The sequence below is a fragment of the Paenibacillus apii genome, assembly GCF_011043685.1.
In the GTDB taxonomy this organism is placed as follows: domain Bacteria; phylum Bacillota; class Bacilli; order Paenibacillales; family Paenibacillaceae; genus Paenibacillus_AQ; species Paenibacillus_AQ sabinae.
In genome coordinates, this window is sequence record NZ_JAAKGU010000001.1 from 186383 (window position 1) to 208220 (window position 21838).

A 21838-nucleotide genomic window follows, 5' to 3' on the forward strand; every position below is an offset into this window, starting at 1 on the left:
ATTGTAATATATTTCACTCATGACTGATTTTTTCGTTTCAAACGTCGTAGGTCAGGTTATTTAACAAGCATTGACAAAACTTATTTGGAGGGGTAATCAAATGAGTAAAAAAGATTGCATCGCCATGCTATTAGCAGGCGGGGAAGGGCGCAGACTAGCTCCTCTTACATCAAGTATGGCCAAACCGGCCGTCCCTTTCGGTGGACATTACAGAATTATTGACTTTCCCCTCAGCAACTGTGTCAACTCCGGTATTGATTCCGTGGGCGTGCTGACCCAATACGCGGCAGATTCCCTGCATAACCACATCGGAAGAGGAGAGCCTTGGGGCCTCCATACACAGGAAAAGAAAGGTATTACCCTCCTGCCTTCAGGCACTGAAGGAAGAGACAGCTACACAGGCACCGCAGATGCTATTTATAAAAACATTTCTTACATCGACGCCCTGAATCCTGAACATGTGCTCATCCTGTCGGGAGACCATATTTACCATATGGATTACCGCCAAATGCTGGAGTACCATCAGGATGTAAATGCGGAGGCGACGATTTCCGTTATGGAAGTCCCATGGGAGGAAGCAAGCCGATTCGGCGTCATGAATGTTGACAATGATCTGAAAATTACGGATTTTGTCGAGAAACCAAAAAACCCGCAAAGCAACCTGGCGTCAATGGGCATCTATATGTTCCGTTGGGAGTACCTTAAGACGCACCTGCTTAGAGATGCAGCGAACGAAGCGTCGAGCCATGACTTCGGCAAAGATGTCATTCCGGCCATGCTTCAAAACGACGACGTACTCTTCGCCTACCGTTTCAAGGGCTACTGGCGTGATGTCGGTACCGTCGAAAGCCTGTGGGAAGCCCATATGGATCTGCTTCAAGCAGACAACGGCTGGGATTTCAACCACTCCGGGTGGCCGATGTACAGCAGATCCCATGCGACCAAGCCTTTGTCGGTCAGAGGCAAGGCTCAAGTGCCAGCCGCCGACTGCCTGATCAGCGAGTACGCCTCCGTAGAGGGCACGCTCCAGCGATCGGTCGTCTTCGGAAATGTCGAGATCGGCAGAAACACGCTCATCAAGAACAGCGTTATTATGCCTGGCGCACGAATCGGCAAAAATGCGATCATCGAAAACGCCATAGTCGGCGAAGAGGCGCAGATCAAGGATGGAGCCTTTGTAAAAGGCAGCACCGACATGATTTTCGTCGTCGGACCGCATGAAGTCGTTGCATCCAAACCAGGGATTCGTTCCCAGCCTTCCCGTCTGCTTCAGGAAGTATACGAGAAGACCGGAACCGGCCGTCTGCGGGCCGGAGGTCTTTTGTCGTAATCTCTCCTTATGACAAGAAAGGGTTGTTCTCCAGGCATCTGCCTGTGGAACAACCCTTAATTAATTTCGGCACTGAAGCAGTACGCGCCAGGCGGCGGACTCAACCGCCAACCCGATCCTGATAAAGAGACCATAAATTATAATAATTGCGGTTTCTTAGCCTTCCATTCCCTGTCCAGCATCGCCATTTCAATCTGATTAACATACCGGTCGCCGAACCGGGCAGCTTCCAGCTGCTCGCCCTCCCTGCGGAATCCCAAGGCTTCATAAGCCCGTACAGCGGGTGCATTGAAATCAAAGACGCCAAGCGTCAGCCGGTGCAGCTCGAGCCCTTCAAAACCGATACGCATCGTTTCGCCCATCATCCGGCGGGCAAAACCCCTTCCCCGAAATTCAGGATCGAGCACAACCCTGCCGATCCGGGCGTGACCGTTATCGCGGTCAATCGCCGCGAGGCTTATATGTCCAATAACGGCGCCCGTCGACATATGCACAGCGCTGTAAACCATCTTGTCGGATTCGGCAGGACGGTTGCTGCCGGCGATATATTTTCTAAGCTCCTCGTCCTCGATCGGAAAATGCAGCGACGGCCCGGCCCACTGCTTGAGAAATTCCGGCGAGACGCTCCACCGTCTCAGACAATCGAAATCCGATTCGTCAAAATACTGCAAACGAATGGCATCGCGGTCTTCCGTACTCTCCATTTTCTCATACAGATTGACAAGCCGTCCTCCGCCCACGTCATTGGTTCCCATATAACGGAATCCCTGCGTCTGGTAATAGCGGTTCAGCTTCACATTATGCTCAATGGTATCGAGGCGCAGCCCTCTGCCGGACATTTTCGCCGTCTGGGCGGCAAATTCGAGCAGCTTGCTGCCAAGCCCCGCTCCCCGAAAAGGCAATCCCACCGCCAGCCTGTGCAGATAGGCGAAGTTCTTGTCATTTCGCTTTCCCCAATATTGGGGATCGCTGAACTGCAGCGTGAACATGCCAGCGGCCTCGCCGTCATTCATGGCCACATAAACCTCACGATCCGAAAAGTAATCGAGAATATCCTCTTCCTTGAACTGCTCCGGTCTCCACTGGGTCAGGCCGTTGTCCTGCATCCACTGCGCCGCTTCGCGCAGCAGCCTCAGAATTTCTCCAGCCATACTTGCGTTGGCCCGAACCACCGTCAGGCTCCCCTGCGGAGTATTGATTTCGCGCATAACCGGCAAACTCATAGCCTGCCCTCCCCCTGCTTATGATGTCCAGCCGCTTCCGGCAGGCTCGCCTGATCCGGCGTTTCTATAACAGGAAGCGGCTCCGCCAGCTGCAGATACACCGTCACCCGTGTGCCCTTGCCGAGCTCGCTGTCCAATTCCATGGTGCCCCCGTGAAGCTCGACTAACTGCTGCGAAATGGCAAGTCCGAGCCCGGTGCCTCCGTTAAGGGAATCCACCTGAAAGAACCGGTCCTTGACCCGGTTCAGGTGCTCCTGGCTGATGCCGATTCCGGAGTCCTGAACGACAATTTCGGCCTCTTTCTCGTCAGCCCGCCGAGCCGACAGCAGGACGCTTGAGCCCTCATGCGAGAACTTCACCGCATTGTCGGTCAAATTGAGGAATACCTGCTTTAATCGGTTGGCATCTCCCCGGACAAAAATGCCGTCCTCCGCTTCCAGCTCAAGCCGGATGCTCCGTTTCTCGGCCTTGGCCCAGAGATTCAGAACGATTTCCTTTAGCAGCTCCTTGACGTCCACGGTACCGATGGAAAGCTTCATTTCATTCTGATGGAGCTTGGAGAAGTCAAGAATTTCCTCAACCAGACCGATGAGCCGGTCGCTCTCCTTGGAAATGATGCTCATGCCAAGCTTCGTTTCCTCCGGATCGTATCCGCCGGAAATCAATGTTTCGCTCCAGCCCTTAATGCTGGTCAGCGGCGTTCTGAGCTCATGTGAAATCGAGGAGATGAAATCGTCCTTGATCTGGTTGCTCCTGACAATCTCCTGGGCCATATAGTTCAGCGTGGAGGCAAGCTCGCCGATCTCGTAGCGGTAATCCCCCTTGATGCGTATGTTGAATTTCCCCTTGGCCAGCTGGGCCGAAACGGCTGTGATATTGTTGAGCGGCTTGATAATCGAGTTGGCCAGCCCGAAGCTGAACGCGGTGACGACTGCGAGAACGGCAACGACAATGCCTGCCGACAGCAGCGTAACGTTGAACAAATCGCTATTCACTCTTTCCACCGAAGTCACATACCGCAGCACGTAGGAATCATGTCCGTGGATTTGCAGCACTTTCGAAACGGCCATTACGCTTTCGTTGGTTCCAGGCTGCCTTCCTACCCAACGGCCGATCCCGCCGCCTACGGCTTCTGGTACGTCGCTCGTTGTAATCGTCCGGTCCGGCTGAAATCCTGTCGAGCTTGTGATCATGTCACCGTCCAGCGTCAGCACCTGGAGCTCCGTATAGTCCAGCGCAAAGCTGCGCAGCAGCTCCTGGAGCGAAAACGAGGAGTCTTCACTGGTGAGATGATAAAAATATTCCGCCTGGCTGATATGCGTAGAAATTCGGGTATAGATGCTGTCGTAGTAATACGTTCTGATTACAATCAGAAAAATGACTTCCACGAGGAGAAGCGCCAAAAAGACTACAAGTATGTAGTGTAATACAATCTGTCTGCGCATCCCCTTTTTAATCATTGTCCCTGCCCTTTCCACTTATAGCCGTGCCCCCATACCGTTTGCAGATACTCGGGCTCTGACGGATTATTTTCGATTTTTTGCCGCAGCCGCCGGATATTTACGTCGACGATCTTCGGATCGCCCATATACTCTTTCCCCCACACGTGGTCGAGGAGTACGTCACGGCTCAGCGGAGTGTTTTCTTTTTCCAGAAAAAACTGCACCAGTGAAAATTCAGTAGGCGTCAGCTCGACGGACTCACCGTTCCGCTTAAACTGCTTGGAGATGAGATCCAGCGTAAACGGACCGGAATGAAAAGACACCTTGGCCGATTGCTCCCGGTGCACATTCACTCTCCGCAGAAGCGACTGGATGCGGGCAATCAGCTCTGTCGGACTGAAAGGCTTGCTGACATGATCGTCGGCGCCAACGGACAACGCGTATACTTTATCCTGCTCCTGCACCTTGGCTGTCAGAAAAATAATCCCGATCCGTTCATTCGTCTCGCGAACCCGTCTGCACACCTCGAAGCCGTCGATGCCCGGCACCATCACATCAAGCAGCGCAATATCGATATCCGGCACGGAAGTCAGCTTGCTAAGCGCTTCGTTGCCATCGGCCGCTTCCAGCACTTCAAACCCGTTGCGCTTTAAATTGATGACAATAAAACTGCGAATGGACTCTTCATCCTCCAGAATGAGAACTTTACTCAATTGATACCCTTCCTTTCTGCGGGAGCCGTATTCGTCCCTTTCTTGATTCCGTCTGCGTTCTGTTCAAGCTTGCCCCGATAGCCGATGATTTTGTCGGCATCCCGGCCCCAAAGGTCCCAACCGTCGTCCTTCACATGGTCCCATTCTTCGGCTGAGAAAAAGGAGATTTCGGCAACGGTTTCGCCGGTATCGGACATTATGAACTTCAGATACTGGTTTTGCACGGATTTCTTGTCGACCGTTACTCTTCCATGCCATGCCGGCGGAAAATTCAGGGTGAACCGGTCCGACGGATCGCGGTACTGCTGAAACGCGAAGTCCAGCCCTTCCTTGCCGTCCCATTTGTAATAGGAATAGAACCAGGGGACCGAGTCCGCCTCAAAGTTCTCCCAGCCCAACGGCCGTTCCATCAAGCCGATTTCGATTATACCGTCGCCATCAATATCTCCGCTCGGAATCCGGCTGTCCTTGAACGTTCTGTCGTCACCTGACAGGACCACGCGGAAACGGTTGTTTTCCATTACGATCATATAGCTGTATGCGGAATGCGAATTGACGGCGGCATCAAGAACGATGCCTTCTTTGCCTTTCGCCACTTTGCCGACGAAGATGTTGTAATAGTTATTAATGTATGGATCGAGATTTTCCAGCCGGTCGAGCTCCTTGAAGCCTCCGTTATACTGGTAAGTCGTCAGCGTGGAGGACTCATTTCGCTTGAGCGAGACGACGGTGATATCGTCCATGCCGTCTCCGTTCAAATCGTCGATCACATATTTGGTATAGGACAGCGTCAGCTTCTCTTCAAGCGAAGATCCTGAATAGCTGTAAACGACCAAGCCTTTCTGCAGCCCTTCGTCCCCGCGGGAATACCCGGCGATAATCTCCGGCTTGCCGTCTCCCGTAACGTCCCTGATTTCCACCGATTCCAGCACGGTGCCCGCCCCGTCAAAGGTCAGCTTCTTGATCCAAGCGTCGCCCTGCTTCTCCAGAATGAGACCGTGGATCTGTACCGCTTCTCCTGGCGTTTCGTAGAAGACCAGCGTCTCCGGGGTTCCGTCCCCGTTCAGGTCTTCCGTACGGATGGAGCTGTCGTCGTCGTTGGTCGGACGCACAAGCTTCAGCGAGTTGATGGCGGTCATCAGCGTGGCCTTATCCTCGGAAAGACGCGGTGTCTTCATCCGGGAGACGGGGTCGCTAATAAAGGTGCAGCCCGACAACAGCGAAAGGGCCAATATACCGGCGCCGAGGCGCCATAAAGCAGGTACATTGGAAGCGGAACGCCGCAAACCAATGCGCCGCAGTCTTTGTATAATCAACAAGATCACTCATTTCATCTCCTGGATGTACATCCGGCGTTATAATAATCCGGCCCGCTCCTGCGAGGTGAGCCTGCGCCCCGTAACGTCATGCTTGATTATTCCGTTATCCAGTACCCACAGGCGCGTGGCGAAGCGCTCGGCAAGCTCAAGCGGCACCACGGCGATCACCGAAAGACCGGTCTCCTTGCACAGCTCCCGGAGCGTCTCGATGACGCTCTGCGCCGACTTCGGGTCAAGACCCGTCACCGGCTCGTCGGCAAGAATGACCTTGGCACCGTGAACAAGCGCGCGTGCAATGGCTACGCGCTGGCGTTCCCCTCCGCTTAGCTGGCCCAGCTTCATCCTGGACTTGTCCAGCAGGCCAAGGCGTTCCAATTCGTCCATGGCCCCCATGTAATCGTCGGAGCGGACCATTCCCGTCAGTCTGCGCCACAGAGGGGTCTGGGCGGCCTGGCCGATCAGCACGTTCTTTAACGCGGTTCGGTTCCGGTTCAACTCTTCGTTCTGTTCTAGAAACGCCCATTCGCGGCGGATTTTCGTTCTCCCGCCGAGGCCGCCCTGCAGAATGTCGGTCCCGTCCACCCGGAAATTCCCTTTGTCCCACTTCTCGCGCAGCGCCAGACAGCGCAGCAAAGTCGTCTTGCCGCTGCCGCTCGCACCGAGCAGCCCGATCAGTTCTCCGGAATCCATCCGAAAGCCAATATCCCGCAGCACCGGGGTCTGTTCCGGTCCAACGCGCTTGGCCAAATGCTCCACGATAATCATGAATCCGCCTCTCCTGTTCCCAGATCTATTTCATCATATTATATTGTACTTGGAAAGCAAGAACAAATGCCATGCGATCACCCGTTCCTATGATAACCCAAATTCACCGATTTGGCGAGAATAATAACCCAAGGAATCCGAACAGGATATATATATAAAAGTGAAGCCGGCCGCAGCGGCGGCGGAGCAACAGCCCCATACCTGCACAGGTGATTTCTTCCTGGGGTTTCCTGTATAATCAAAAAAACGTCTTTCGCTATCTAAATGAGGCGTCCGATAGTACCGCTAATCGTCAAGCCTTCAACAATGTAGTGGACAATCCCATTCCAAACAAGGGATAATGATGGGAAGTCATTGATTTTTGGGAGGACTGCATGTTTCATGAATTATGAACTGAAAATTGATGTGTCACCCGTATATGAACTGCTGGACAGTTTCATGCTATATGTAACGCGAAAGTGGATTTCCAATCTGGATATCGGACCCGACTGGGTGCGCGACATTGACGGACGAATCCCGCCTCACAAGAGAGCCGCGCTGCTCCAGGCGGCCGAGTGGCCTTTTGAAGATTACGATATCCTGTACGCCTGGGCGTATACCCACGGCCCTGCTGCCAAGGTACAGCTGTTCCTCGACGATATGGAGTCCGCAACTGTAGAGGAATGGTTCGAGCTGGCGGCCCCATACCTTCCCGATTTCACGCTGGAGGAGTGCCGGAGGATCAAGGACGGCTACGGACCGCTGCTTCGGCTCTGGCATGAGCAGTACTTCCGCCATGTCGAATCGAAGATGCTGTCGCTACTTATTGAAGATGCCTCCGAGAAAAAGCTGCTGCAAAGCAAGATGGACCCCGGAGCGCTCATTGAGTACGCCTCTGGCGGCGTTGTGGTCGAGGACATTCCCGAGCTGGAAACGATTGTTCTTCTTCCGACGGTGCATCACAGGCCGATTAACACGTACTGCTTTTACAAAAAACTGATGCTCGTACAATACCCCGTTGACGTCCCGGTGGAAAATGAAGACGAGCCCCCTACGCTGCTGCTCCGCATGACCAAAGCGCTCTCCGATCCGGTGCGCCTCCGTCTGCTGCGCTATGTCGCCGATGAGCCGAAGTCACTCTGGGAAATGCAATCCGATCTCGGTCAGTCAGGGGACATTTTGATGCATCATCTGATGATGCTGCGTGTAGCGGGACTGCTGCGCATTCACCTGCGGGATGAGGATAACGAGCGCTTCAGCATCCGGCCGGACGGTGCTTCGGAACTTCAGATGTTCCTGGAATCGTATATTCGATTATAATACTTCTACAAGTATACAGATGCTGGCTTGAAGGGTATCATTTTGAGGCCCGGGTACCCGCCTTACAAGCCGAACAAAGGAGTGAGCGACATGAAATATAGGACTCAACAGGTGATTTTCGATCTCGATGATACTTTAGTCCACTGCAACAAATATTTTGAACTCATTCTGGGGCAGTATTTCGAAATGATGAGTGACTGGTTTAGTGATGAGGGGCCTACAATGGAGGAACTTCGCCGCAAGCAGGTGGAGATCGATGTGGAGACGGTCAGCACAAGCGGACTCGCTAGCGATAATTTTCCGAAGTCGCTGATCGCCACCTACCGTTATTTTTGCGCAAAGTATAACCGGCCAACCGACCCTTTCCAGGAAGGGCAGCTGATGAAGCTCGGACTCAGCGTATACGATCAGGAGATCGAAGCCTATCCCGGCATGGTCGAGACGCTGGACAACCTGAAGCACGACGGTCATGAGCTGTATCTGTATACGGGGGGAGACCACTCCATTCAGCGCCGCAAAATCGAGCAAATGAAGCTGGATATGTACTTTAACGACCGCATCTATATCCGCCGGCACAAGAACGTTGAAGCGCTGGAAAAAATTCTGAGCACCCGCTCCTTCGACCGCAAGCACACCTGGATGATCGGCAATTCTCTGCGCACCGATGTAATCCCGGCGGTTACCGCCGGCGTCAAAAGCATCTATCTGAAGCAGCAAAACGAATGGGTATACAATCTGGTTGAGCTTCAGCGCGATATGCATCAGTCGGTGATTACGATCTCTTCGATTAACGAAGTGGTCCCCGTTATCCGCAGAACCGCCCTGCACCAGAGCACAAGCCACGGCTGAACCCGCCTGCTAAAGATGGACACAAGCCTACATGCAGCAATTCCTCGATCGGCGGTATCAACTATGAACGGTTTGAGCAGGACCTCAAGAGCCAGACCTATATGCTGGATGTAAAAGAGGATTTCAAAACCGCCGGCTCTTACGGCGTTAACGGCACGCCCAAGTTTATGGTGAACGACGTGCTGCTCAAAGACTCCTTGGAAGAAGCTTTGACGGGCGCCATCGACAAACAGCTTGCAGGAGGCAATTGATCCGCAATATCGGCAAGCGGCGCTTAACTAAATCAGCCAGTCTCCGTTAACGTGAGACTGGCTGATTTTTGTTTGGTGAGCTTTAACGGAATTTGTCTAAAATGTTCGAGTAAGGTTTTGCCGAAAGCCCCGGTTAGCCTGCGGTTGCGTGAGTATGAACATTGCATCATGCAAAACGGGAAATATCCTCTCCGTCGGAAGGGTTGCGCGTGAACTTAGTCCGCAGATCAGATGAGGTGGAACTTCTCCCCCTTATCTCTGCAAAAATGGCCAAAAAGCATGCCTGAGAGGGAATTTCTCCAGCTTAATCAGGCGTATTTGACGAAAAACAAGAAAATCCGGCCAATAAGCCGGAGATTTTCCCGTTTAGCTTCCGGTAACCGTCCTTTATTGAAAATAAAGGGGACTTATTCCCGTCCAGACATGCCACTTTTAAAGATCCCAGATAGAGCAGGAATGCACCTATTCTAAACAGTTAAGGGCTAAGTGAATTACGTCGCCGTTGCCGTTGCCCTTGCCAGCTTTGAATATCTTCACGACGTCTCTTTGGCCGCTCTATTCCACTCCCAGCTCGCCCGTATCCGGGCTTCGGAGGGTCAGTTTGCCTTCGGCGGCTGAACCGTCCGGCATTACCAGCTTCAGCTTGGCGGTGCGGCCTTTTTCGATCAGCGCCTTGATCTGGGTATCGGTAAGCTGTCGGCCATAGCTTTCCTTCCAGATCACGAACCGACAGCCCTCCTTGTAATGGGAGCAGCCGTAACCCTTGCGGCCCATGAAGATTTGGCCGCCGCAGCCAGGGCGCGGACACGCCCCGATGAACTTCGGTGCGGCAGGCCGGGAAGCGGCATCTGCCGGAGCGTCGGAACTAGCCTTCACGCTCCTCCGTCCTGGAGAAGCGTTGCCACCCAGGGCATCGCTGCCCGTCTTCACGCCGCCCCGCCCTGGAGAAGCCGATCCCGCTGCGGCGTAACCTCCTGCAGCCGCGTCCAATGCCGTTGCGGTGGACCGGCCTGCAGCCCCTCCCCTAGCGGCTTCGCCGGACCCGCCTGCTATTTTCCCGGATGCCCCGCCCCTGGCTCCATCAGACTCGCCGTCAGCATTCCCCGACACGCTGCCCCGCCGGCTGCCGCCGCCTGAGCCGTCCCTTCCGCCGCTTGAGCGTCTGGAGCCGCCCCTTCCTTTTCCTCGTGTGCCGGAAGATGGTTCGGAGCTTTCAAAAGAGGTTTTGTCCGCCCGGGATTGCGCGCGAACCTTATCGACGATCATCGCCGCGAACTTTTTGACATTTTCCATAAATTGCAGATCGGACGCCGCTCCACGCGAAATTTCATTTAGGCGGCGCTCCCAGTGGCCCGTCATTTCCGGAGAAGTCAGCAGCTCGACGCCTGCTCCCCGGATCAGCTCGATCGCGGTCCTTCCCTTTTGGGTGATCAGAATTTTTTTGCCCTGCATTTCGATGTAACCGACTTTTTTCAGCCGTTCGATTGTGGCCGCTCTCGTTGCCGGAGTTCCCAGCCCCGAATCCTTCATCGCGTCCCGCAGTTCCTCGTCCTCGATCTGCTTGCCAGCGCTTTCCATCGCTTTCAGCAAAGTGCCTTCCGTAAAAGCCTTCGGCGGCTGCGTCTCCTTCTCCTTCACCACGGCGTCACTGCAATGCACTCCTTCACTGGAAACGATGGAGAAAGGCTCGTTGACCTCCGTCTCTTCGTCCTCTTCTTCCTCTTTGCCCTTGGCTTTGCCACCTCTTGGCTTGTCCTTCTTCTGATCGCCGTAAATGACCTTCCAGCCGAGGCTGAGCAGCTCTTTGACCGTCGTCTTGAACATTTCTTCCTCAACTTCAGTTATGACGGTATGCATTTTGTATTCGGCTGCGGGATAAAACTGCGACAGGAAGCGCCGGACAACGAGATCGTACAGCTTCTGCTCGTCCGGGCTGAGACTCGTCGCTTTGCGCCCCGTCGGCAGAATGGCATGGTGATCCTCAACCTTCGCCGGGTTGCAGATAAATTTATTGCCTTTGTGCACCAGGCTTCGGTTCGCGCCCTGGACCCACTCATCGTAGGCCGTTCCCGTAAGCGAGGACAGCGTCTTGTGCATCTCCGGAATGTTCTGCTCGGTCACATAGTTGGAGTTCGTCCGCGGGTACGAAATCACTTTATGCTTCTCGTACAGCGCTTGGGCGGTGTCGAGCGTTTTTTTGGCAGAAAAACCAAACTTTCCGTTCGCTTCACGCTGCAGCAGGGTCAGATCGTACAGCCGGTTCGGATATTCTTTCGTATCCTTGACCTCATATGAGACAATGCGCCCGGGCTTTCCTTTGACCTTTGCCGCCAGCGTTTCCGCTTTGACCTTGTCAGTCAGGCGGTCACCCTGCCACAACCCTTTATACGAAGTGTTTCCCTGAGCAAAGTGGCCCTCCACCTGATAATATTTCAGCGAGGAAAAAGCCTCGATCGTCTTCTGACGCTCATAAATCAGGGCAAGGACAGGAGTCTGCACCCGTCCGACCGACAACAGTACATTATGTCTCGTCGTAAAGGCTCGCGAGCCGTTCATGCCGATCAGCCAATCGGCCTCGCTGCGGACTTTGGCCGCTTTCGTCAAATTCTCATACTCCGAGCCATCCTTCAGCTCCTGAAAGCCTTTGCGGATCGTCTCGGGCGTGAGGTCGGAGATCCACAGCCGCTTAACCGGCTGCTTCAGCTTCAAATGCCGCTGGATCAGCGAAAAAATATGCTGCCCCTCCCGCCCGGCATCGCAGGAATTTATCAATAAATCGCTCCGTTTTGCCAGCTCGGAAATCACTTTTAACTGGTCCATCGTCTTCCGGTTCGGCACGAGCTTGAACTGGTCGGGAATGATCGGCAGGTCGCCGATATTCCACCGCTTGTATTTCGGATCGTAAGCATCGGGCTCCGCCAGTTCGATCAGATGCCCGATGGCCCATGTAATAATATACTGCTCCCCTTCAAGGTAGGAACGGTGATTTTTGGCTTTCGGCTCAATTGCGGCGGCGATGTTCCGTCCCATATCCGGTTTTTCCGCAATGATCAGTGTCTTCAAAAACAATCGCTCCTGTCTATCAATCTCTGCTAAATAAAATGAACTTAAGATTTTCCCATTTGGGTATAGTTCGTAACTACGGAAGGTTTGGACTTTCGGCCGCTGTTGTCTCCAGATTTCTTGATGCATATCGCTCTTAGCGGTTGAAATCCGGAGACAAAGGCGAACGCTAACGCTCCTACAGTTCCAAACTTCCCTTCGTTACTTCTTACCCTGAGAGTATTTTTCAAGTTCATTTTATATAGTAAAAAGGTCCAGTAGTCTATTATACATCAAATCCGATTGTTGTTAACATGCTCCGTAATGCGCAAAACAGCCTCTTCAAGCCCTAGCGTCTCTTTGGCACCGCTGATCCGGTTCTCGTATTCCACCCGTTTACTCGCCGCTTCCCTGCCGATTACCACGACCTGCGGCGCCCCGATCAGGCCGGAATCTTTAAATTTAACTCCGGGACGCTCCTCCCGGTCATCCAGCAGCACGGCAAAGCCTTGTTCTCTCAGCCTGACGTACAGCTTCTCCGCAAGCGCGGTCTGGGCTCCGTCCTTCATGGAGACGGCAATCAGGTGGACATCAAAAGGCGCCAGCTCATCCGGCCAGGCGATTCCCCCTTCTCCGGCATTCTGTTCGGCCACCGCCGCCAGCAGCCGGGATACGCCGATGCCGTAGCAGCCCATGATCATCTCCCGGTGAGCGCCGGTAGAATCCAGATACGTTGCCGAGAGCTTGCGGCTGTACCGGGTTCCCAGCTTGAACACATACCCGATTTCGATACCCCGGTGCAGCGTCAACCGCCCTTCGCGGCAGCGCGGACACAGGTCCCCATCGGCCGCATTGCGGAAATCGCCGACTTGGGTTAGCGGAAAATCGCGTCCGGGCTTGACGCCCCTGAAATGAAAGTCCCGTTCTCCGGCGCCCGCTATCCCTTCAAGCATGGCCGCGACGGCATGATCGACAAGCAGGGGCAGTTCAAGCCCAACTGGCCCGACGTAACCGCTGATCACTCCTGACTCTGCCTCGACCGCTCCACCATCAGCCAGTGCTATGTCCGGAGTGCCTAAATATTTACCCACCTTCAGCTCGTTGACCTCATGATCTCCCCGCACAAGAACTGCGACACTCTCACCGCCCGCCCGGTAAATCAGCGTCTTGATGATATCCTCCGGCTTAAGGCCGTACACCGAGACAAGCTGATCAATCGTGCCGGTGCCCGGTGTATGGAATTTTTCGAGCGGCGGCAGGTTTTGGGGGGCTGGCTGATCGCGGTTCTCGGGCGGCGTTACCGAAACGGATGCCACATTCTCGAAAGCTGCAGCCTTCGAGCTGCCTACAGCGGTCTCGGCCTGCTCCAGATTGGCCGCATAGCCACAATACCCGCAGAGGGCGATCGTATCCTCGCCGATGGCGGACAGCGCAATGAACTCATGATTGCCGCCTTCCCCGCCGATCGTTCCTGCATCTGCCTCAACAGCCCTGAAGCGAAGACCGCAGCGCGTAAAAATCCGGTTATACGCTTCGAGCATCGTCCGGTATGAACGATCCAGCCCCTCCTCGGACAGGTCGAAGGAATAGGCGTCCTTCATGATGAATTCGCGTCCCCGAAGGAGCCCGAAGCGAGGCCGCTTCTCGTCACGGAACTTGGTTCCGATCTGATAAACCCGGACAGGCAGCTTCCGGTAAGAGCTTACCTCGCTGCTGATCAGCGAAGTGACCGCCTCTTCATGCGTCGGGCCCAGCACAAACTCCCTTCCGTGCCGGTCGCTTAACGTCATCAGATTGTTACCGTAGGTCTCAAATCGTCCCGACTCCATCCACAGCTCGGCAGGCTGCAGTGAGGGCAGCATCACTTCCTGAACGCCGGCGCGTTCCATCTCTTCCCGGACGATGCTTTCGATACGGCGCAGAACGCTACGGCCGAGAGGAAGATAGCTGTAAATGCCGGCGGCCAGCTGCCGGATATAACCGCCCCTAAGCAGCAGTCCGTGACCTTCCGAATCCGCTTCAGATGGCCGCTCCCGTAAAGTGTTCAGCAAATACTCGCTTTGTCGCATTCCGAATCCCCCTTGACAAAAATAAAGACACATCCGTCAGGGACGAATGTGTCGTGATACCACCCTAGTTCAACCGTCTGTCATCAAAGTCAAACGGTCCTCAAAACGGATAACGGCCGCTAACCGGCAGCGTTTCACGCCCGAAGCACCCGGTCAGAAAGCGGCGCTGCCGCCTGTCTGCCGGAGATCCCTTCGGTCAATGGCCAAGCCCTTCTTACGGACATAAAGCCATATGATTCATGCGTTTCTTCGCTGCAGCTACCGAGGCGGGAAGCAGAACAGGCGTCTTTGGAGAACCTCTCAGCCGGTGGATTCTCTTTCTGTTCTAACGCGGGAGATGCTCTGCTTTCCTCGGTCACCGCTGTTGATCTATCGTAACAATTTCAATTAATTTACATTATTTTGGCGGCCTCGTCAAGATTGGAGAAATCGGAAGGGCCGGGTTCAGTAACGCCTATGTCCGAATCCTTAAGGCAGAACCGTCGTACCCATCAAGTATTTGTCAACCTCGCGAGCGGCAGCGCGTCCTTCGTTGATCGCCCAGACGACCAGGCTTTGTCCGCGGCGCATATCGCCGGCGGCGAACACTTTTTCCACATTGGTATTAAACTGGCCGTAACGCGCCTTCACGTTCGTGCGGCGGTCGGTCTCCAGCTTCAATTCCTGAATCAGATCCTGTTCCGGTCCGTCGAAACCGATGGCAATCAGCGCGAGCTGCGCCGGATAGACCTCTTCGGTGCCGGGAATCGGCTGGTAAATTTTGCGGCCCGTCTCATCGACCGTCCGGTGAATCTTCACCGTGTGCAGCTCCTTGAGGTTGCCGTTCTCGTCGCCGACGAATTTCGTCGTCATGATGGAGAACTCGCGCGGGTCCTTGCCGAATACGGCTTTCGCTTCCTGCTGGGCGTAGTCGAGCGTATACACATTCGGGAACTGCGGCCAAGGGTTCGCAATCGGGTCGCGTTCAAGCGGCGCCTGCTCATGCGTACCGAACTGGGTAATGCTCTTACAGCCGTGGCGCAGCGCCGTTGCCACACAGTCGGAGCCGGTATCGCCGCCGCCAAGCACGATGATGTCCTTGCCTTCAGCCGATACGAAATTGCCGTCTTCAAGACCCGAAGCCAGATAGCTCTTGATCGTGCCGTTCAGATAATCCATCGCGTACATGACGCCGTTCAGGTCGCTGCCTTCCGCAGTGAATCTGCGCGCTTTGGTTGCGCCGCCGCACAACACTACGGCATCGTACTCGTCAACCAGCTGCTGCGCCGGAATATCCTTGCCGATCTCCGTGTTAACGACAAAGTTCACGCCTTCAGCTGCCAGCAGATCGACCCGGCGCTGCACGACGCGCTTGTCGAGCTTCATCGTCGGAATGCCGTAGGTCAGCAGTCCGCCTACCCGGTCGTTGCGCTCATATACGGTAACCGTATGGCCCGCTTTATTAAGCTGCGCAGCCGCCGCGAGTCCGGCTGGTCCGGAGCCGACAATCGCAACTCTTTTGCCGCTGCGCTTCTCGGGAGGCTCTGGAACAACCCAGCCCTCTTCGAAGCCTTTGTCGATGATCGAAAGCTCGATTGTCTTGATTGTTACCGGTTGTCCGATGAGACCAACCGTACATGATCCTTCACATGGAGCCGGACAGATGCTGCCGGTAAATTCCGGGAAGTTGTTTGTCTTGTGCAGGCGCTCCAGCGCCTCTCTCCACAATCCCCGGTATACGAGGTTATTCCACTCGGGAATAAGGTTATGCACCGGACAGCCCGAAGTGCCGCCGGCCATGTCGACGCCGGTATGGCAGTAAGGCGTGCCGCAGTCCATGCAGCGTGCGCCCTGCGTCCGCAGCTCATCCTCGGACAGATGCTCGTGGAACTCCTCCCAGTCCTTTATCCGCTGCAGCGGATCGCGGTCCCCCGGGAGCTGTCTTTTATATTCCATAAATCCAGTAGGTGTAGACATATCTTCGTATCCCCCATCCGTTCTCTTCTTGTTGATATCCGTACACGGGAGCCCTGTGCGGCAGTCCGGCAAAATGCAGGCAGCGCAAACCAGGCTCTTGACATCATCCGTCGACCTAGCATATCTAATTTTTATTATATTAGCATTCCTAACTTTTGCACGTTAATGGACTAATCTGCTGATTGTTTGTACTTTTTTCACATGTTATGTCAGATAGTTGGGTCGACAGGCACCGGGCCGGAGAGATTAGGGCTTACGCTTTATCCGTACGTTCGTAGACGACGAACCGGTAATCATACGGATTCTTCTCATCGCGGACTCCCTGTTCGCTTGAAATCTCACGCCACTTGCTCCAGTCCGTTTCGGGAAAAAAAGTATCGCCGTCAAAGGACTCCTCTATCCGGGTAACGATCAGTTTGTCGGCAAAGGGAAGCGTAATCCGGTAGACTTCCGCTCCGCCGATCACCATCAGCTCGTCCTCCCTGCGCCCCAGCTCAAGCGCTTCCTCCAGATTATGGACGGTCTCCGCCCCTTCAGGAGCGAAGCTTGTGTCCCGGGTCAGGATCACGCTCTTTCGGCCGGGAAGCGCCTTGCCTCCCAAGGAATCCCAGGTTTTCCGCCCCATCAGCATCGTCTTGCCCATCGTCTGCGACTTGAAGAACGCGAAGTCCCTCGGCAGATGCCAGGGCATGCCGCCGTCCTTGCCGATGACTCCTTTGTCACCCATGGCCCAAATTAAGCTAATGCTCATTTCTGTGCTCTCATTCCTTTCGACGTTGTGCTTAACCCTTGCGGGATGTCTCCTAGACAGCGACAGGCGCCTTGATTCCCGGATGATGGCGGTAGCCTTCAAACTCGAAATCCTCGTAATTGTAATCGAATATACTGTCCGGTTTTCGGCGGATAATCAGCTTGGGAAGCTCGTAAGGCTCCCGGGAAAGCTGAGTCGCCACCTGCTCCAGATGATTTGTATAAATATGCACATCCCCGCCGGACCAGATGAATTCACCCGGCTCAAGCCCCGTCTGCTGGGCAACCATATGCGTCAGCAGGGCATAGCTTGCGATATTGAACGGCAGCCCCAGAAACGAATCGACCGACCGCATCGTCAGCATGCAGGACAGCTTGCCGTCCGCTACGTAGAACTGAAACACGAAATGGCAGGGGGGCAGCTTCATCTGATCGACCTCGCCCACATTCCAGGCGCTTACGATATGTCTGCGGGAGTCCGGGTTCTTCTTGATCGACTCAATTACATTCGTGATCTGGTCGATATGACGTCCGTCCGCGCTTTCCCAGGCGCGCCACTGCGAGCCGTAGACCGGTCCCAGCTCGCCGTTCTCGTCGGCCCATTCGTCCCAGATCGTGACGCCGTTCTCCTTGAGATAAGCGATATTCGTGTCGCCCTTCAAAAACCACAGCAGCTCATGCACCACCGATTTCAGATGAATCCGCTTGGTCGTCATCAGCGGAAATCCTTCCGAAAGGTCAAAACGCAGCTGGCGGCCGAATACGGATATCGTCCCCGTTCCCGTCCGGTCGCTCTTGCGCGTTCCATGATCCAATATATCCTGCAGCAAATCCAAATATTTTTGCAAGCCTACAACGCTCCTCCACTCATATTCTCTTCTAAGTTTACCATGTCTGACGTTGCTATGTAACATGCCAAACTATAGAAAAGGACATGATTCATTTCGCGAAGCTTTTACCTTGATATATTTTTGAAAAAAGGGCGAAAACGCTGATGCGTCTTCGCCCTATTCTGTCAGCCGGCCGTGGCAGGCTTCTCGTTTGTAAGATTAGCGGGACAGCACGTGAATCGGATGTCCTTCAACCAGTTCGGCTGCTTCCATAACCACTTCGCCAAGTGTCGGATGGCCATGAATGGTCAGAGAGATATCTTCAAGCGTAGCGCCCATTTCAATCGCGAGACCGAGCTCGGCAATCAGGTTGGAGGCCTCGATGCCGACGATTTGCGCGCCAAGCACGAGATTGTTCTCTTCATTCGCGACGATCTTGATGAAGCCGTCCGGATTGTTCAGGGACAGAGCGCGTCCGTTGCCGGCAAACGGGAATTTGCCGGATTTGACTTTGTAGCCTTTGTCCTTCGCTTCTTTCTCCGTCAGACCGACGCTGGAGCATTCCGGATCGGTAAATACGACAGCCGGAATGACTTTGTAATCGACAGCGGATTTATGTCCCGCAATCGCTTCGGCAGCCACTTTGCCTTCGTAAGAAGCTTTGTGGGCCAGTGCAAGGCCCGGAACCACGTCGCCGATGGCGAAAATGTTCGGAACGTTGGTACGCCCTTGATGGTCGACCTTGATCAGTCCGCGCTCGTCAAGCTCGATGCCGATGAGGTCGAGTCCAAGCTCCCCATCGGTGTTCGGACGGCGTCCGACTGTTACGAGCAGGTATTCCGCCGTCACTTCCTTGGACTCGCCGCCCACGGAATACTTCACGGTAACGTCTTTGTCCGTCTGCACGGCGCTTTCCGCTTTGGCGTTCGTTACAATCTCGATGCTCGTTTTGGCCATGCTCTTCGCCACAAGACGGGTCATGTCTTTGTCGAAACCAGGAAGGACAGTGTCCAAGCCTTCGATAATCGTAACTTTCGTGCCGAATTTGGAGTACATTTGGCCGAGCTCGGCACCGATATACCCGCCGCCGATGACGATCAGGCTCTTCGGAATTTCCGGCAGCTCAAGCGCTTCGGTGGAGGACAGGATACGTCCCCCGAACGGGAAAGGCTTAAGCTCGATCGGACGGGAGCCCGTCGCGATGATGCAGTTCTTGAAGCGGTAGCGCGGCGATTCGTGATCGTTGAATACGCGCGCTTCCGTTGTGCTGATGAACATGCACTCGCCGTTGAAAATTTCTACCTTGTTGCCTTTCAGCAGGCCGGCGACACCGCCGGTCAGCTTCTTGACTACGCCGCTCTTGAACTCCTGCGTCTTGGCGAAGTCCACTTTTACGTTCTCGGCGCTGATGCCAAACGCTTCGCCGTGCTTGGCGGACTCATACTGGTGAGCCGCCGAGATCAGCGCTTTGGAAGGAATACAGCCGCGGTTCAGACATACGCCGCCGACTTCGGATTTATCTACGATGAGGACTTTTTGTCCGAGCTGTGCGGCCCGGATAGCGGCCACATATCCGCCTGGACCTGCACCAATGACCAATGTATCAATATCGAGTGAAGCGTCTCCCACTACCATATCTTACACCTCCATAACCAGCAGCTCCGGATTAGCGAGCAGCGATTTAATGTAGTTCATAAAGTTCTGCGCGGTTGCGCCGTCGATCAGACGATGGTCGAAGCTGAGGGACAGAGCCATTACCGGCGCGGCCACAACCTCGCCGTTCTTCACGACAGGCTTCTCACTGATGCGGCCCGTTCCGAGAATGGCCACTTCAGGATAGTTGATGATCGGAGTGAAGAACATGCCGCCTGCGGAGCCGATGTTCGTAATCGAAATCGTGCTGCCCTTCATTTCATTAGGGCTCAGCTTGCCTTCGCGGCCGCGGCTTGCCAGATCGCTGATCGCCGATGCGATCATCCAGATGCTCTTGCGGTCAGCGTCCTTGATTACCGGAACGATCAGGCCGTTGTCCGTATCGGTAGCGATGCCGATATTGTAGTATTTCTTGTACACAATTTCGTTCGCTTCTTCATCGATCGTCGCGTTAAGCGCCGGGAATTGACGGGAAGCGGCCACAAGCGCTTTGACGATGAACGGAAGGTAGGTTACCTTCACGCCCTTCTTCTCGGCGACAGGCTTCATGCGCGTGCGGAACGCGACAAGCTCGGTTACATCCACTTCATCCATAATTGTTACGTGCGGAGCGGTATAAGCCGATTTGACCATCGCGTTCGCAATCGCTTTGCGGATGCCCTTGAACGGTACGCGCTCTTCTTCCAGGCTCACGTTGCCGGAAGCCGCTGCCGCCGGAGCCGCAGATTTCTCTGCCGGTGCCGCTTCGGCTGCCGCTGGAGCTGCCGGAGCCGCTGCCTGCCCGCCGTTCAGGAAGGCTTCAACGTCTTCGCGGGTAATTTTGCCGTTCTTGCCGCTGCCGTTGACATTAGAAATATCAACATTGTTATCGCGGGCGAATTTGCGCACGCCAGGCGTAGCCAGGACGTCGCGGTCCGGTACCGGAACGGCTGCAGCTTCACCGGCTTTGGCGTCCGCTGGACTTGCTGCCGCCGGAGACGAAGTCGTGTCCGCGCTGCCTTTGGCCGAATCGGCTTCCTGCGCTCCCTGCTCTTCGGCGTGGCCGCCTTCCTGCTCGGGAATATCTCCTTCCGCGTCGATGACCGCAACGGTCTGGCCTACGCGGAATACATCGCCGTCTTTGGCCAATACTTCCAGAACGGTTCCGTTGACGGGACAAGGAACTTCGACAACCGCCTTGTCGTTCTGAACTTCCATAATGATGTCTTCATCGGTTACTTTATCCCCGACCTTAATATGCATTTTGATGATTTCGCCTTCGTGCAGGCCTTCGCCCAATTCGGGGAACGGGTAGTTATATTTTGCCACGATCGAAAACCTCCTCTTTCAAGTGTCTGGATTCAAATGTCCGGTGTAGGTAGAATTAAAATTCCATAACTTTCTTCACGCCGGCAATAATGCGGGCGGGATTCGGCAGCCAGGTATCTTCGATTTGGGCAAACGGATATACGGTGTCCGGTCCTGCAATCCGCAGAACGGGAGCTTCGAGATGAAGAATAGCTTTTTCATTGATTTGTGCGATGACTTCGGCGGCAACGCCGGCGCTCTTCTGCGCTTCCTGCACCACAATGGCGCGGTTGGTCTTCTTGACGGATTCGACGATCGTGTCGATGTCGATCGGGCTGACGGTGCGCAGGTCGATGATTTCGGCCTTGATGCCCTGCTTCTCAAGCTCGTCTGCAGCCTTGGTAGCCGTATGTACCATCAAGCCGTAAGCGATGATCGTCACGTCGGTGCCTTCGCGTACCACGTTGGCTTTGCCAATTTCTACTGTGTAGTCGTCTTCCGGAACTTCGGCACGGAACGCATGATACAGGTTCAGGTGCTCCATAAAGAATACCGGGTCATTGTCGCGGATAGCCGCGATCAGAAGGCCTTTGGCATCATAAGGGTTGGAAGGAATTACGACCTTGATGCCGGGGCTTTGGGCGATAAGGCCTTCCAGAGAGTCGGTATGCAGCTCGGCCGCTTTGACGCCGCCGCCAAACGGCGTGCGGAACACAACAGGCGAGTTATATTTGCCGCCGGTGCGGTAGCGCAGACGGGCAGCCTGAATGACCATTTGGTCCAAAGCTTCGAAAATAAAGCCGACGAACTGGATTTCGGCAATCGGCCGGAACCCTTGAACGCCAAGGCCCACAGCAAGACCGCCGATAGCGGATTCCGCCAGCGGCGTATCAAATACGCGATCTTCGCCGAATTCTTTTTGAAGTCCCTCCGTCGCCCGGAACACGCCGCCGACATGGCCGACGTCTTCGCCAAAGATCAGGACGCTTGGATCGCGTTTTAATTCGACGCGCATCGCGTCGCGAATCGCTTCTTTCATATTCATTTGTGCCATAGCCAG

The 21838-nt window shown here is 54.7% G+C and carries 17 protein-coding genes; 4 read left to right on the top strand and 13 right to left on the bottom strand.

Annotated features, from left to right (window positions below; genetic code table 11):
* The first annotated feature begins 100 nt into the window (after positions 1–100).
* The gene (locus G5B47_RS00955; protein WP_165093393.1) at positions 101–1330 is read left to right on the top strand and encodes a glucose-1-phosphate adenylyltransferase; all 1230 of its coding nucleotides are present in this window, start codon (positions 101–103) and stop codon (positions 1328–1330) included.
* Between the two features lie 137 nt (positions 1331–1467).
* On the opposite strand, the gene G5B47_RS00960 is transcribed toward G5B47_RS00955, so the two are convergent.
* From G5B47_RS00960 to G5B47_RS00980, 5 genes are read right to left on the bottom strand one after another with little or no spacing between them, the layout of a single operon-like run.
* Positions 1468–2553, bottom strand: a complete 1086-nt coding sequence (locus G5B47_RS00960; protein WP_165093395.1) for a GNAT family N-acetyltransferase — start codon at positions 2551–2553, stop codon at positions 1468–1470.
* Positions 2550–4013 (bottom strand): HAMP domain-containing sensor histidine kinase, encoded by a 1464-nt coding sequence (locus G5B47_RS00965; RefSeq protein ID WP_165093396.1) that lies wholly within the window; start codon positions 4011–4013, stop codon positions 2550–2552. Before G5B47_RS00965 ends, G5B47_RS00960 begins: the two co-directional genes overlap by 4 nt.
* Entirely contained in the window at positions 4010–4708 is a 699-nt protein-coding gene (locus G5B47_RS00970) for a response regulator transcription factor (protein WP_165093398.1), read from the bottom strand. Before G5B47_RS00970 ends, G5B47_RS00965 begins: the two co-directional genes overlap by 4 nt.
* Positions 4705–6033: a hypothetical protein gene (locus G5B47_RS00975; RefSeq protein WP_206107163.1), complete on the bottom strand. Its 1329-nt coding sequence runs from the start codon at positions 6031–6033 to the stop codon at positions 4705–4707. The genes G5B47_RS00970 and G5B47_RS00975 overlap by 4 nt, the downstream gene beginning before the upstream one ends.
* A gap of 30 nt (positions 6034–6063) precedes the next feature.
* Positions 6064–6792 (bottom strand): phosphonate ABC transporter ATP-binding protein, encoded by a 729-nt coding sequence (locus G5B47_RS00980; protein WP_165093400.1) that lies wholly within the window; start codon positions 6790–6792, stop codon positions 6064–6066.
* Positions 6793–7173: 381 nt separating this feature from the next.
* Here G5B47_RS00980 and G5B47_RS00985 point away from each other — a divergent pair, with 381 nt between their 5' ends.
* The 3 genes from G5B47_RS00985 to G5B47_RS25805 all read left to right on the top strand — a co-directional run bounded on the left by G5B47_RS00985 (position 7174) and on the right by G5B47_RS25805 (position 9191).
* Positions 7174–8091 (top strand): ArsR/SmtB family transcription factor, encoded by a 918-nt coding sequence (locus G5B47_RS00985; protein WP_165093402.1) that lies wholly within the window; start codon positions 7174–7176, stop codon positions 8089–8091.
* Between the two features lie 90 nt (positions 8092–8181).
* Complete coding sequence (locus G5B47_RS00990; protein ID WP_165093403.1) at positions 8182–8940, top strand: HAD family hydrolase; 759 nt, start codon at positions 8182–8184, stop codon at positions 8938–8940.
* 56 nt (positions 8941–8996) lie between these two features.
* Positions 8997–9191, top strand: coding sequence for a DsbA family protein (locus tag G5B47_RS25805; protein ID WP_328804457.1), 195 nt, complete (start codon positions 8997–8999; stop codon positions 9189–9191).
* A gap of 555 nt (positions 9192–9746) precedes the next feature.
* Here G5B47_RS25805 and G5B47_RS01000 read toward each other — a convergent pair.
* The 8 genes from G5B47_RS01000 to G5B47_RS01035 all read right to left on the bottom strand — a co-directional run bounded on the left by G5B47_RS01000 (position 9747) and on the right by G5B47_RS01035 (position 21832).
* A complete protein-coding gene (locus G5B47_RS01000; protein WP_165093405.1) occupies positions 9747–12254 on the bottom strand; it encodes a type IA DNA topoisomerase in 2508 nt (835 codons plus the stop codon).
* 272 nt (positions 12255–12526) lie between these two features.
* On the bottom strand, positions 12527–14302 hold the full coding sequence (locus G5B47_RS01005) for a proline--tRNA ligase (RefSeq protein WP_165093407.1): 1776 nt from the start codon (positions 14300–14302) through the stop codon (positions 12527–12529).
* Between the two features lie 468 nt (positions 14303–14770).
* Positions 14771–16258, bottom strand: a complete 1488-nt coding sequence (locus G5B47_RS01010; protein WP_165093408.1) for a glutamate synthase subunit beta — start codon at positions 16256–16258, stop codon at positions 14771–14773.
* Between the two features lie 253 nt (positions 16259–16511).
* Complete coding sequence (locus tag G5B47_RS01015; protein ID WP_165093410.1) at positions 16512–17009, bottom strand: dihydrofolate reductase; 498 nt, start codon at positions 17007–17009, stop codon at positions 16512–16514.
* 52 nt (positions 17010–17061) lie between these two features.
* Positions 17062–17856 (bottom strand): thymidylate synthase, encoded by a 795-nt coding sequence (gene thyA / locus G5B47_RS01020; RefSeq protein WP_165093412.1) that lies wholly within the window; start codon positions 17854–17856, stop codon positions 17062–17064.
* 201 nt (positions 17857–18057) lie between these two features.
* Positions 18058–19473, bottom strand: a complete 1416-nt coding sequence (gene lpdA / locus G5B47_RS01025) for a dihydrolipoyl dehydrogenase (protein ID WP_165093414.1) — start codon at positions 19471–19473, stop codon at positions 18058–18060.
* A gap of 3 nt (positions 19474–19476) precedes the next feature.
* Entirely contained in the window at positions 19477–20799 is a 1323-nt protein-coding gene (locus G5B47_RS01030) for a dihydrolipoamide acetyltransferase family protein (protein WP_165093416.1), read from the bottom strand.
* A gap of 55 nt (positions 20800–20854) precedes the next feature.
* On the bottom strand, positions 20855–21832 hold the full coding sequence (locus G5B47_RS01035; RefSeq protein ID WP_165093418.1) for an alpha-ketoacid dehydrogenase subunit beta: 978 nt from the start codon (positions 21830–21832) through the stop codon (positions 20855–20857).
* Between the last annotated feature and the right edge of the window lie 6 nt (positions 21833–21838).

Coding starts and splice junctions, on each gene's coding strand:
- G5B47_RS00955 (WP_165093393.1), top strand. CDS start 101: ATGAGTAAAAAAGATTGCATCGCCATGCTATTAGCAGGCGGGGAAGGG.
- G5B47_RS00960 (WP_165093395.1), bottom strand. CDS start 2,553: ATGAGTTTGCCGGTTATGCGCGAAATCAATACTCCGCAGGGGAGCCTG.
- G5B47_RS00965 (WP_165093396.1), bottom strand. CDS start 4,013: ATGATTAAAAAGGGGATGCGCAGACAGATTGTATTACACTACATACTT.
- G5B47_RS00980 (WP_165093400.1), bottom strand. CDS start 6,792: ATGATTATCGTGGAGCATTTGGCCAAGCGCGTTGGACCGGAACAGACC.
- G5B47_RS00985 (WP_165093402.1), top strand. CDS start 7,174: ATGAATTATGAACTGAAAATTGATGTGTCACCCGTATATGAACTGCTG.
- G5B47_RS00990 (WP_165093403.1), top strand. CDS start 8,182: ATGAAATATAGGACTCAACAGGTGATTTTCGATCTCGATGATACTTTA.
- G5B47_RS01005 (WP_165093407.1), bottom strand. CDS start 14,302: ATGCGACAAAGCGAGTATTTGCTGAACACTTTACGGGAGCGGCCATCT.
- G5B47_RS01010 (WP_165093408.1), bottom strand. CDS start 16,258: ATGTCTACACCTACTGGATTTATGGAATATAAAAGACAGCTCCCGGGG.
- G5B47_RS01015 (WP_165093410.1), bottom strand. CDS start 17,009: ATGAGCATTAGCTTAATTTGGGCCATGGGTGACAAAGGAGTCATCGGC.
- lpdA (WP_165093414.1), bottom strand. CDS start 19,473: ATGGTAGTGGGAGACGCTTCACTCGATATTGATACATTGGTCATTGGT.
- G5B47_RS01035 (WP_165093418.1), bottom strand. CDS start 21,832: ATGGCACAAATGAATATGAAAGAAGCGATTCGCGACGCGATGCGCGTC.